The following is an 11695-nucleotide window of genomic DNA, read 5'->3' as shown; positions in this document are numbered from 1 at the left end:
ATCTCGTCTATAGTTGCTGCCCATGTCCATGCTGCTTTCCCGCTTCCTCGTCCTGATCATGCTGCTGACCGTGCTCGCGCCCGGTTTCGGCTGGCAGGCGGCGGGTGGCATGCCGGCCGAGGTGGCCGCGGTCGACATGCACCACGGACATTCGGCCGACGGGCACGATGCGCACGCAATGCACGAAATGCCCTGCGAGGACTGCGCGACCCATACAACGGCTGATGAAGACTGCGCCGAGACGCTGCACCACTGCTGCCCCGGGCACATCCTCGGGCATCTTGCCGTACAGCACATCGCTCCGATGCCGGTGCTGTCGCCCGGCACCGCGTCGCTGCTCGAACGCGGCGACCGTGAATTCGCCTCGCGCGTCCCCGCCGGGCTCGAACGACCACCCAGACATTTCTCCGCCTGAGCGTCGGCGGCTGAACCTTCCGTTTCCGTAATCCGGTCCTGACCGGACTATCGCGGTGTGCCGCCGACTGATTATTCATCAGTCGGAGAAACCTGATGCGCATTTTCCCGCGCTTTCCCTTGTGGATACTTTGTTCCGTGGTCCTGGCCCCGCCGGTCCACGCCGAAAACCTGGCCCGCGCTTTTGCCGATGCCTGGGCGCGCCAGCCCGCTGCGGCGGCGCAGGCCGAACACCAGCAAGCCGTGGCCGCGCGCCGCGCTGCGGCCAGCGCGTGGACGCCCGAATCGGCGGCGATCGAGCTGGGCGGGCGTAGCGACCGCTTCAATCGCGACACCGGCGCCGCCGAAGTCGAACTCGGTCTGGCCATTCCCTTGTGGCTGCCCGGCGAGCGCCGTGCCAGCCAGGGGCTGGCCGGGGCCGAGGCGGCCTTGCTCGACGCCCGGCTGGCCAGTCAGCAATGGCAACTTGCCGGCAGCTTGCGCACGGCTTGGTGGGAGTGGCAGCAGGCCCGCGAGTCGCAGTTGCTGGCCGAAGGCCGGCTGGCGGCTGCCGAACGTCTGCGCGACGATGTCGGCCGGCGGGTCAAGGCTGGCGATTTGGCGCGCAGCGACCTGCATCAGGCCGAACTGGCAGTCGCCGTGGCCGAAGCCGAACTGGCCGAGGCCAGCGGGGCGCAGGCGCTGGCTGCCGGTGACTTGCAGGCGCTGACCGGCAAGGCCCCCGCCGATGTCGCAGCAGCCGGCGAAACGCCGCCGGCCGAGACGCCCGCCGACGACTGGCTCGACCGCCACCCGCAAGTGCGCTGGCTGCAGGCCGTCGCCGAGCAGGCGCGCCAGCAGCAGGTGTTGGCCCGGACCCGCAACCGACCGCCGCCGGAAATCACCGTTGCCACCCGCCAGGAGCGCGATGCCCGCGGTGCACAGCGCGATCAGAGCTGGGCGCTGGGCGTGCGCATTCCGCTGTCGGCCGGCGCCCGCCACGATCAGGCCGTGGCTGAAGCCAGTGCCGGCCGGACCGAGGCCGAGATCGCTGCCCAGCGCGAGCGCGAACGGCTGCAGCAGGCGGCCGCGCTGGCTGCCCGCCAAGTTGCCCTGGCGCAGACCCGGCTGGCCGCCGCCGAGAAGGGCTTCCGCCTGGCCAGCGAAAACCTGCGCCTGTTCGACAAATCCTTCCGCCTGGGCGAGACCGACCTGCCGACCCGCTTGCGCATCGAGCACGAGGCCTTCGTCGCCGAACGCAAGCTGCACCAGGCCCGCCTGCAACTGGCGGCCAGCCTGTCCGCCCGGCGCCAGGCGCTGGGCCTGCTCCCCGAATGAACGAGACGATCATGAAAAGACATTTATTTGCCCTGTTGCTTGCCTGTGCCGCCCTGCCGGTGATGGCGGCCGAAACCCCGGCGCCGCTGCCGGTCGTGGTCGCCGAGAGCGAGCTGTTTGAAATCGTCGGCCGGCTCGATGCCGCCGGCTTGATCCTGCATGTCGATACGGCCCCGGACAACGCGCCAGTGCTTGACGCCAGCCTGGGCCTCGAACTGGCCGGGCGCGAAATCCAGGCGGCTTTCCGCCCCGCCGAGGGCGATTACCTGGTCGCCGATGCCGACTGGCTGGCGCCGCTGCGCCAGCCCGGCGAGCACCTCCTGTCCTTCACCCTGCTGGCCGGCGACGAGGCCGACCTGCTCAGCGGCGAGCTGATCGTCGATGCGGCAACACCGATGCCGGCGGTCGGCTGGCAGCTTTCACCCTGGCTGGGGGGCGGCTTGCTGGCGGCCTTCGGCCTGATCGGCAGTGTCTGGTTTTACCGTCGTCGCCGGGGAGTACAAGCATGAAGCCGCATCTCTTTGCCCTTGCCCTGGCCGTGCTGGCCAGTTCCCCACTTTTGGCCCATGAAGGCCATGATCACGGTGATGAAAAGGCCGCGCTGCCCAATCTCGGCAACACGCCGCAGCGCCAGCCGGATGGCGTGGTTTTCCTGCCCAAGGCGGCACAACGCCTGATCGGCGTGCGTACGCTGCCGGTCAGTGCCGGCGAACATCCACGCGGGCTGGAACTGAACGGGCGGGTGATCGTCGATCCGCGTCATGGCGGTCAGGTGAACAGCATGCAGGCCGGGCGCATCGACGCGCCGGCCGATGGCCTGCCATTACCGGGCAGCAAGGTGCGCAAGGGCGCCGTGCTTGCCTGGCTGACGCCGGCCAGCGGCCAGATCGAGCGTGCCGGCCAGGCCGCCCAACTGGCCGAACTGAAGGCGGCGCATGCGCTGGCCGAACGGCGGCTGGCGCGTCTGCAGGAACTGGCCGACACGGTACCGGCGCGCGAGATCGACGCAGCGCAGAGCGAACTGGGCAGTCTCAGCGCGCGTATCGCCGCCATCGGCGGCGGCTTGTCCGGGCGCGAGGCGCTACGCGCGCCGCTGAGCGGCGTTATCGCTGCCGTGCATGCGGTGCCGGGGCAGATGGTGGCGGCCGGCGAGACGGTGTTCGAGATCGTTGCTCCGGACAGCCTGCACGTCGAAGCCCTGAGTTATTCGGCGCTGCCGGCGGCCGACATCGTCGGCGCCAGCGTCGCGGCCGGCGGCGACAGCCTAGCGCTCGATTTCCTCGGTGCCGGCCAGCGGCTGCGCGAACAGGCCTTGCCGCTGTTGTTCGGTCGGCGCGGCGACGGCCTGGGCTTGCGCCTGCCGCTCGGTCAGACGCTCAGCGTGCAGGTCGAGTTGCGCGGCCAGGTCCGGGGCTGGGCCGTGCCCAGGCAGGCGGTGGTACGCAGTCCGGCCAACGAGGCCATGGTCTGGGTCAAGACGGCGCCCGAGCGCTTCACCCCGAAGGCGATCCGCAGCGAGGTGCTCGACGGCGCCCGGGTGCTGGTCGTCGATGGCCTGGCCGATGGCGACCGCGTGGTCGTCGAGGGTGCCAGCCTGATCAACCAGATTCGCTGAGGTCGCCATGTTCCAGTGGTTATTGAACAAGAGCCTCTCAGCCCGCCTGCCGGTGCTGGCGGTGGCGCTGATCCTGATGGCTTACGGTGCCTTCGAGGCGCAGCGCCTGCCGGTCGATGTCTTCCCCGACCTCAACAAGCCGACCGTGACGCTGATGACCGAGGCCGGCGGCATGGCCCCGGAAGAGGTCGAGCAACTGGTCAGCTTCCCGCTGGAGACGACGCTCAACGGGCTGCCCGGCGTGTCCGGCGTGCGTTCGGTGTCGGCGGCTGGCCTGTCGATCGTCTATATTGCCTTCGACTGGGATACCGAGCTGTATCGCGCCCGGCAGATGGTTGCCGAACGCCTGACCGCCTTGCAGGGCAGCCTGCCGCCGGGCGTCGTGCCGCACATGGGGCCGGTGTCGTCGATCATGGGCGAGGTGATGATGCTGGCGATCCCGCTCGATCCGGCGCAGGGCGATGCCATGCGCGCGCGCGAGTACGCCGACTGGGTGTTGCGCCCGCGCCTGATGGCCGAACCGGGCGTCGCCCAGGTCATTCCCATCGGCGGCGAGGTCAGGCAGTTCCAGGTGCAGCCTGACGGTGCGCGCATGGCCGAACTTGGCGTCAGCCTGGAAATGCTGGAAAACGCCTTGCGCGGCCACGCCGCGAATACCTCCGGCGGCTTCCTCGAAATCAACGGCCGCGAATACTTGATCCGCCATCTCGGCCGCTCGGCTAGCCTCGACCATCTGCAGAACCTGGCGGTGACGGTGCGTGCCGGCCAGCCGGTGCTGCTCCGCCAGGTGGCGCAGGTCGGCTTCGCGCCGGCCGTGAAACGCGGCGACGCCGGTTTCAATGGCGCGCCGGCAGTCATCCTCAGCATCCAGAAACAGCCGACGGCCGATACCGTCGACCTGACCCGGCGTCTCGAGGCGGCGCTCGACGGCATCACCCGCGGCATGCCGGCCGGTGTGCTGGCGCCGGAAGTGATTTTCCGCCAGGCCGATTTCATCCAGGCCTCGATCGACAACCTGCAGGCCAAGCTGTTGCTCGCTGCCTGTCTGGTGGCGGCGGTGCTGTTCTTCTTCCTCGGCAACCTGCGCGCCATGCTCATTTCGCTGACCGCGATCCCGCTGTCCATCCTGGTCGCCGTGCTGGTCTTCAAGTGGCTGGGACTGTCGATCAACACGATGACGCTGGGCGGGCTGGCGATTGCCATCGGCGAACTGGTCGACGACGCCGTGGTCGATGTCGAGAACATCCTCCGCCGCCTGCGTTCGGCAGTAGCGCGTGGTGAGGATTTCCAGTTGCGCGAACTGGTCATTGCCGCCTCGCTCGAAGTGCGCTCGGCCATCGTCTATGCGACGCTGATCATCGCCCTGGTCTTCGTCCCGCTGTTCGCTCTGCCGGGTATCGAGGGGCGGCTATTCGTGCCGCTCGGCATCGCCTACATCGTCTCCATCCTGGCCTCGCTGCTGGTCTCGGTGACGGTGACGCCGATCCTGTCCTACTACCTGCTGCCCAAACTGGCCGCCAGCCAGCATGGCGATACCCGCCTGGTGGCCTGGCTGAAGCGCCATTACGACAACCTGCTGCGCCGGGTGCTGGCGGCGCCCGGCCTGCCGCTGGGACTGACTGCGGCAGCGGTGATCGCGGCGGCGGCCAGCGTGCCGTTCTTCCCAACCACCTTCCTGCCGCCGTTCAACGAGGGTTCGATGACGGTGACGGTTCGCCTGAATCCGGGTGTCACCCTGGCCGAGTCGGTTCGCGTCGCCAGTCAGGCCGAGCGCCTGCTGCTGGGAGTGCCGGAAATCGAGCACATCGGCCGTCGTTCCGGGCGGGCTGAGCTCGACGAGCATGCCGAAGGCGTTTATGTGTCCGAGCTGGAAATCCGCCTGAAGCCCGGCGGCCGTGACCGCGAGGCGATCAATGCCGAGATCCGGCAGCGGCTCAAGGATCTGCCCGGCAGTCTCAACCTCGGTCAGCCGATTTCGCACCGCATTGACCACATGCTGTCGGGCGTGCGCGCCCAGGTGGCGATCAAGATCTTCGGCGACGATCTGGATATCCTGCGTGCCAGTGCCGCCACGCTGCAGCGTCAGCTGGCGGGCATTCCCGGTGTCGCCGACCTGGAAATCGAGAAGCAGGTGCTGGCGCCGCAGGTCAAGGTGCAGGTCGATTTCGCCGCCGTCGCGCAGCACGGGCTGTCGCCGGGTGAATTGCTGCGCCGCCTGCAGATGCTGGTCGATGGTGAGAAAGTCACCCAGATCATCGATGGCAACCGCCGTTTCGACCTGCTGCTGCGCCTGCCCGAGCGCGAACGGGCGCCGGATGGACTGGCCAGCCTGCTGATCGAGACGCCGCTCGGCGCCGTGCCCCTGTCACGCCTGGTGAGCATCGAGGAAAGCGACGGGCCGAACCAGGTGGTGCGCGACGACGGCCGGCGGCGCATCGTCATCTCGCTCAATGCCCAGGGGCGCGCACTGTCCGAGGTGGTCGCCGACATCCGCGCGGTGACCGGCGAACTGCCGCTGCCCGAAGGCTATTTCATCACCCTCGGCGGCCAGTTCCAGGCACAGGAGGAAGCTGCGCGGCTGATTGCCGTACTCGCCGTCGGCTCGGCCCTGCTCATCTTCATGGTCCTCTACGCCCGCTACCGTTCGGCGCTGCTGGCCGGCCTGATCATGGCCAACGTGCCGCTGGCGCTGGTCGGTGCGGTGTTCGGCCTGTGGCTGTCCGGGCAGCCGCTGTCGATTGCGGCGCTGATCGGCTTCATCACGCTGGCCGGCATCGCCACCCGCAACGGCATCCTCAAGGTCAGCCACTGGCTGAACCTGATGCGTTTCGAGGGCGAGCAGTTCGACCCGAAGATGATCGTCCGCGGTGCCCTGGAGCGCCTGACGCCGGTGCTGATGACCGCGCTGGTGGCGGCCTTTGCGCTGGCGCCGTTGCTGTTCGAGGCCGACCAGCCGGGCACCGAAATCCTGCATCCGGTCGCCGTGGTCATCTTTTCCGGGCTGGTCGGCGCGACCCTGCTCGACACCTTCATCACCCCCGCGCTGTTCTGGCGTTTCGGCCGCAAGGCGGCGGAACGCCTGCAACGCGATTCCTTCAGCGAAGCACTCTGATTCATCAACCAGGAGATATTCCATGAAAACCCTGATTTCCACCCTCGGCCTGGCCGTCCTCCTTGCCGCCGCGCCGGCCATCGCCCACGAAGACCACGGCAAGTCCATGCACGGCGGTTTCGTCCTCGACGCCGGTCATGCGCAATTCGAGATCGTCGGCAAAGGCGATACCGTGACCGTTCATGTCAGCGACCACGGCAAGCCGGTGGCAACTGCCGGCGCCGCCGGCAAGCTGACGATCCTGACCGGTTCGAGCAAGCGCGAGATCGAACTCAAACCGGCCGGAACTGACCTGTTACAGGGCGCAGGCACGATCAACCCGGGCGACCGCGTGCTGCTCAATGTGGGCTGGCCCGGCCAGAAGCCGATGAGCGCGCGGACCACGGTGAAGAAGGAGAACGCTCATGCCGGCCACCACTGAGCATCAATTGCGCCGCCGGCTGCTGCAGGCCGCCTTGCTGCTGCCGTTCGCGGCGCTGGCGGCGCCGCCGCAGCGGCAGCAGGTCGAGGTTTGGAAAAGCCCGTATTGCGGTTGCTGCAAGGACTGGATCACGCATCTGGAAAACGAGGGTTTCGCGGTGATTGCCCACGAAGTCGACGATCTCGACGCGGCCCGGAAACGCCTGGGCATGCCGGCGCGCTACGCCTCGTGCCACACCGCGCGGGTCGGCGGCTACCTGCTTGAAGGTCATGTGCCCGCGCGCGAAATCCGCCGCCTGCTGGCGGAAAAACCCAAGGCCATCGGTCTGGCCGTGCCCGGCATGCCGGTCGGTTCGCCGGGAATGGACGGCCCGGCCTATGGCGGCCGGCGCGATCCTTACGATGTGCTGCTGGTACAAGCTGATGGCCGGGCCAGGATTTATCTCTCCTATCGTTGAGCAGATCCGGTGTCCAGCCACTTCAGCAAGGCAGCGAACAGCGTTTCCGGTACGAACGGTTTGGCGATGAAATCATTCATGCCAGCCTCGGCGCACCGCCGTCTGTCCTCGGTGAAGGCATTGGCAGTCATCGCCAGAATCGGCGTATGTTGATGATTGGACAGGCTACGGATGCGGCGGGTGGCTTCCAATCCGTCCATGCGTGGCATCTGCATATCCATCAGAATCAGGCGGTAGCCCTTTTGGCCGGCGAGTGCGACAGCGATTTCACCATCGTCGGCCAAGTCGGCCTGGAGTCCGACATCTTCCAGCATCGCCAAGGTGATTTCCTGATTGATCGGTTCATCCTCGACCAGCAGGACGCTAATGTCGGCGTGGCGGGTTTTCAGGTGTTCCTCGGCGAACGCTTCATCGTGCTCCGACAGGTGCTTATGGCTGCTTCTGCTTTTCTCCAGGCGAGCAGTGAACCAGAAGGTGCTACCGATATCGGGGGAACTGCTGGCGCCGGCGTCGCCTCCCATCAGTCGGGCCAGGCGACGGGTGATGGCTAGCCCCAGACCGGTACCCCCGAAGCGCCGGGTCATCGAGTTATCGGCTTGCTCAAAGGCGTTGAAGAGACGCGGCATGGCTTCCTGATCAATGCCGATGCCGCTATCCTCGACCTCAAAATGCAGTAGCACACTGTTTTCGTCCTCCATCAATTGGCGAGCTCGCAAGGTGATGCTTCCCTTGTCGGTGAATTTCAGGGAGTTCGCTGCGTAGTTGAGCAAGCATTGCTGGAGGCGGGTCGGGTCGCCGAGCAGATGTCGGTGGATTGGCTGGATATTGCAGTGCAAGGTCAGGTTTTTTGCTTTGGCGCGATCCTGAAGCAAGGAGATGACGTTGCCGAACAGGCTTTCAACCCGCAACGGTATGCGCTCAAGGTCGAGGCTTCCTGTTTCGATCTTGGATAGATCGAGTACGGCATTGATGATTTCCAGCAGATGTTGGCCGGCTGACTCCAGTTTGGCCATGCGTTCTGTCTGTTGCGGGTCCAGCCGGCTTTGGCGGATCAGATGAGCCAAGCCGGTAATGGCGTTGAGCGGTGTCCGTATTTCGTGTGACATGTTGGCCAGGAAAGCCGTCTTGGCAATATTGGCCGACTCAGCAGCTTCCTTGGCTACGGTGAGTTCCTGGGTTCTAGCTTCGACGAGTGATTCCAGTTGCTGCGAATAGCGCTGCAGTTCAGCGGCCTGTTTCAATTCCTCGGTAATGTCCAGGCTGAGACCAACCAGTACCTGAGGGTTGCCATCGGCGTCGCGTTTGACGGCCTTGATCACATGCAGGTCGTGGATCTGTCCATCAACGAAAGGCAGCCGCTGATGCGTGACGCTGATGTTCTCGCTCGCCAGTGCCTTGGCGTCGGAGTCCAGGCATTGCTGGCGGAAGGCTTCGGGAATCAGCTCGGCGTAATGGGGTACGGAAAGGAAAGTTGCTTCACTGATTCCAGTGGCAGTGCAAAACGCCTTGTTGACGAAAATGAGTTTGCCTCGACCATCCTGAAGCCAGATGCCGATGGGCGCGTAGTCGAGGATCAGTTGCAGGGTTTCCCGCTGTTGCCGGAGGGCGTTTTCTGACGCGATCTTTTCCGTGATGTCGCGGGCGACCCCGAACAGCCCGATGATTTGCCCATCTGCGTCATGAATTGGATACTTGCGATTATCTACCCAGCCAGTGCTTCCGTCGGGGCGGCGGAATGCCTGGATGTCCCGGGCGATGTTCTTGCCGGAAAACACCTGTTTTTCCAGCGTGTAGTAAAGATCGGCATATGCTTCTGGAAAAATGTCGTAATCGGTCTGTCCGATTAATTCACTCCAGTGCCGGTCAGCGATGGTGATCCGGGCCAGGGACTGGCTGGCACCGGTGAGGACATGGTTACGATCCTTGAAATAAATGAAGTCGTCCGTGTTCTCCATCATTGCCCGGAAATTTGTCATCATCAGGCCAGGGTCGATATTGCTGGCCAGCGCTCGGGCATCCTGCAAGCGGATTTCGCGTATCGCGGGGTCAATGTCGTCAGCTGCCACGCATTCAGCGCGGAGACAGCGGATGCGTCCATCGGCATGGCGCAAGCGAATGTTGCAGAAGTAGGGTAGGACAGTGTCTCTGGCAAAGAGGGACTGCTCAATGTCTGCGTCGTCTGCATGAAACAGTTCGTCAGGCAGTCGCGGCACCAGCGATGACTCCTCGCGCCCCATTAACAGCAGGGATCCGGTGACTGAGAGCACCTCGGGCTTGGTACCGATACGGACACAAATACGGCACGCGGGAATTGAAGTGTTTGAGACCATCGAATCCTCCCTGCGCTGATGTTAAACCTTTATGCTCAGTTAATCATCAGCTTGAAGGGGGCTTCAGTTACGAGCAGCGCTAAGCCACTTGTGGATGGTGGCGAACAGGCGGTCGGGATCGACCGGCTTGGTCAGGTGCTCGTTCATGCCGACCGCCAGACACTGCTGGCGATCCTCGAGGAAGGCGTTGGCCGTCATCGCCAGGATCGGTGTCTTTGCGTAGGCGGGCAGGGCGCGGATGGCGCGGGTGGCGTCGATGCCGTTCATCTTCGGCATCTGCATGTCCATCAGGATCAGCGCGTAGTCGTTGCGGCTGGCCATCGCCACGGCCTGTTCGCCGTCCTCGGCGATGTCGACCTTGAGGCCGACGTCTTCCAGCAGGCCGAGCGAGACTTCCTGATTGATCGGTTCGTCCTCAGCCAGCAGGATGCGCGTGCCGGCAAAGTCCTGCTGCAGCATTTGCGCGCTGTCGGCGTCGGTAGCAGGATTGGCCGGCACGGCGCATTTTTCCAGGCAGAGACGGAACCAGAAGGTGCTGCCCTGACCAAGTTCGCTGCGCATCCCGATCTCGCCGCCCATCAATTGCACCAAGTGCTTGCTGATCGCCAGTCCCAGACCGGTGCCACCGTACTTGCGGCTCATCGAGTTGTCGGCCTGTTCGAAGGCATTGAACAGGCGGCGCTGGTCGGCTTCGCTGATGCCGATGCCGCTGTCGCTGATCTCGAAACCCAGGCAGATCGTCTGTTCGTCGGTGCGGATCTGGCTGATCTGCAGCGCCACCTTGCCTTGATCGGTGAACTTGATGGCGTTGATCATCAGGTTCAGCAGGATCTGCCCGAGCCGGACCGGGTCGCCGCACAGGCACAGCGACGACAGGCTGGGCGGCAGGTCGATCTCCAGTTTCAGGCCCTTTTCGCCGGCACGCTGGGCGAGCAGGCTGTGCAGGTTTTCGGTCACCGCCCCCAGGCGGAAATCGATGCGTTCCAGTTGCAGGTGGCCGGCTTCGATCTTGGAGATGTCCAGGATGTCGTTGATCACCGCCAGCAGGTGCTGCGAGGCCTGCTCGATCTTCTTCAACTGCTGTTGCAAGTTGGTCGGCGGCGACTGACGCAGGGCCAGGCCGGTCATGCCCATGATCGCGTTCATCGGCGTGCGTAGTTCGTGGCTCATGTTGGCCAGGAAGGTGCTTTTCGCGCGGCTGGCGCGTTCCGCGCCTTCTTTGGCTTCCGAGAGCGCAGCGGTGCGTTCCTCGACTAAGGCTTCCAAGTGCCCGGTGTGTCTGGCAACCTCGGCTTCGAGGCGCTTGCGTTTGCGGATATCGACCAGCAGGGCGATGGCGATTGCCGAGACGAGCAGGAAGGCGAGGCCGAGTACACCGATGATCAGGCGGCTGCGCTGTTCGATGTGAGCCGTCTGCAGGTCGACCATTTCCTCCAGGCGTTGCTGGTAGTACCAGAGGTCCTGGCTGGCGTTGCGCCCCGGCGTGATGTCGTGAACGACCGAGAAGAGCAGGCGGCGGCCGTCGAAAACGTAGGGCCGGCTGAATACCTCGACCGTACGGATGGTTTCGTCGGCCAGCTGGTGCCGGAAGATGAAATAGTTACGCCCCTCGGTTTCGGCCAGACGGCGTTCTTCGGCTACCTGCTCGTCGGTGAAGGTATTGATCTGCTGGATCGACATTTGCCGCAGCTTGTCGCGCTCGTAACCGTAGAAGCGGCTGGCCGCCGGATTGGCATCGATGATCTCGCCATTTTTTGGATCGATGAGCAGCATGACCGTCGCCTGCTGCTCGAAAATTTCCTGGAATGATGGGGTTTGCGCACGTGCCGGTGAGAGCAGGGCCAGGGTCAGTCCGAAGATGGCGAAAAGGCGGAGCAGCAAGGAGTATCCAGTTTGGGGGCGACTTGAATCATTTATCTGATGTTTGATGTGGATATTACTTTAGTAATACAAAGTCCGTCCATGTTCAGGATCATCGATTCGGGGCACGATGGCGGGCAGGTATAATGCCGCCCTTTACCTGACGTAT

Annotated in this window: 9 protein-coding genes; 7 read left to right on the top strand and 2 right to left on the bottom strand. The window is 64.7% G+C overall.

Annotation, left to right across the window (positions count from 1 at the left end; translation table 11 throughout):
- Nucleotides 1-22 precede the first annotated feature (22 nt).
- From AADV58_RS12135 to AADV58_RS12105, 7 genes are all read left to right on the top strand, one after another.
- Nucleotides 23-415 carry a hypothetical protein gene (locus AADV58_RS12135; protein WP_028994966.1) on the top strand — a complete coding sequence of 131 codons (393 nt, stop codon included), beginning with the start codon at nt 23-25 and terminating at the stop codon, nt 413-415.
- Nucleotides 416-510: 95 nt separating this feature from the next.
- Nucleotides 511-1731 carry a TolC family protein gene (locus AADV58_RS12130; protein WP_081700172.1) on the top strand — a complete coding sequence of 407 codons (1221 nt, stop codon included), beginning with the start codon at nt 511-513 and terminating at the stop codon, nt 1729-1731.
- 11 nt (nt 1732-1742) lie between these two features.
- Nucleotides 1743-2240: a hypothetical protein gene (locus AADV58_RS12125; RefSeq protein WP_341743318.1), complete on the top strand. Its 498-nt coding sequence runs from the start codon at nt 1743-1745 to the stop codon at nt 2238-2240.
- Nucleotides 2237-3346, top strand: coding sequence for an efflux RND transporter periplasmic adaptor subunit (locus tag AADV58_RS12120; RefSeq protein WP_341743317.1), 1110 nt, complete (start codon nt 2237-2239; stop codon nt 3344-3346). The genes AADV58_RS12125 and AADV58_RS12120 overlap by 4 nt, the downstream gene beginning before the upstream one ends.
- Nucleotides 3347-3353: 7 nt before the next feature.
- Nucleotides 3354-6458, top strand: a complete 3105-nt coding sequence (locus AADV58_RS12115; protein ID WP_341743316.1) for an efflux RND transporter permease subunit — start codon at nt 3354-3356, stop codon at nt 6456-6458.
- Between the two features lie 22 nt (nt 6459-6480).
- A complete protein-coding gene (locus AADV58_RS12110) occupies nt 6481-6879 on the top strand; it encodes a hypothetical protein (protein WP_341743315.1) in 399 nt (132 codons plus the stop codon).
- Nucleotides 6863-7336 (top strand): DUF411 domain-containing protein, encoded by a 474-nt coding sequence (locus tag AADV58_RS12105; RefSeq protein WP_341743314.1) that lies wholly within the window; start codon nt 6863-6865, stop codon nt 7334-7336. Before AADV58_RS12110 ends, AADV58_RS12105 begins: the two co-directional genes overlap by 17 nt.
- Here AADV58_RS12105 and AADV58_RS12100 read toward each other — a convergent pair.
- The gene (locus AADV58_RS12100) at nt 7327-9666 is read right to left on the bottom strand and encodes a response regulator (RefSeq protein WP_341743313.1); all 2340 of its coding nucleotides are present in this window, start codon (nt 9664-9666) and stop codon (nt 7327-7329) included. The two genes, AADV58_RS12105 and AADV58_RS12100, sit on opposite strands and share 10 nt — an antisense overlap.
- A 63-nt stretch (nt 9667-9729) precedes the next feature.
- Nucleotides 9730-11547 (bottom strand): ATP-binding protein, encoded by a 1818-nt coding sequence (locus AADV58_RS12095; RefSeq protein WP_341743312.1) that lies wholly within the window; start codon nt 11545-11547, stop codon nt 9730-9732.
- Between the last annotated feature and the right edge of the window lie 148 nt (nt 11548-11695).

The organism is Azonexus hydrophilus (assembly GCF_038368255.1).
Classification (GTDB): domain Bacteria; phylum Pseudomonadota; class Gammaproteobacteria; order Burkholderiales; family Rhodocyclaceae; genus Azonexus; species Azonexus hydrophilus.
Note: the sequence above shows the minus strand (reverse complement) of the source record. Positions and strands in the feature narration are given on the sequence as shown.

Excerpts from the sequence above, each read along its gene's own strand:
- AADV58_RS12115 (WP_341743316.1), top strand. The coding sequence starts at position 3,354 with ATGTTCCAGTGGTTATTGAACAAGAGCCTCTCAGCCCGCCTGCCGGTG.
- AADV58_RS12105 (WP_341743314.1), top strand. The coding sequence starts at position 6,863 with ATGCCGGCCACCACTGAGCATCAATTGCGCCGCCGGCTGCTGCAGGCC.
- AADV58_RS12120 (WP_341743317.1), top strand. The coding sequence starts at position 2,237 with ATGAAGCCGCATCTCTTTGCCCTTGCCCTGGCCGTGCTGGCCAGTTCC.
- AADV58_RS12125 (WP_341743318.1), top strand. The coding sequence starts at position 1,743 with ATGAAAAGACATTTATTTGCCCTGTTGCTTGCCTGTGCCGCCCTGCCG.
- AADV58_RS12135 (WP_028994966.1), top strand. The coding sequence starts at position 23 with ATGTCCATGCTGCTTTCCCGCTTCCTCGTCCTGATCATGCTGCTGACC.
- AADV58_RS12130 (WP_081700172.1), top strand. The coding sequence starts at position 511 with ATGCGCATTTTCCCGCGCTTTCCCTTGTGGATACTTTGTTCCGTGGTC.
- AADV58_RS12110 (WP_341743315.1), top strand. The coding sequence starts at position 6,481 with ATGAAAACCCTGATTTCCACCCTCGGCCTGGCCGTCCTCCTTGCCGCC.
- AADV58_RS12100 (WP_341743313.1), bottom strand. The coding sequence starts at position 9,666 with ATGGTCTCAAACACTTCAATTCCCGCGTGCCGTATTTGTGTCCGTATC.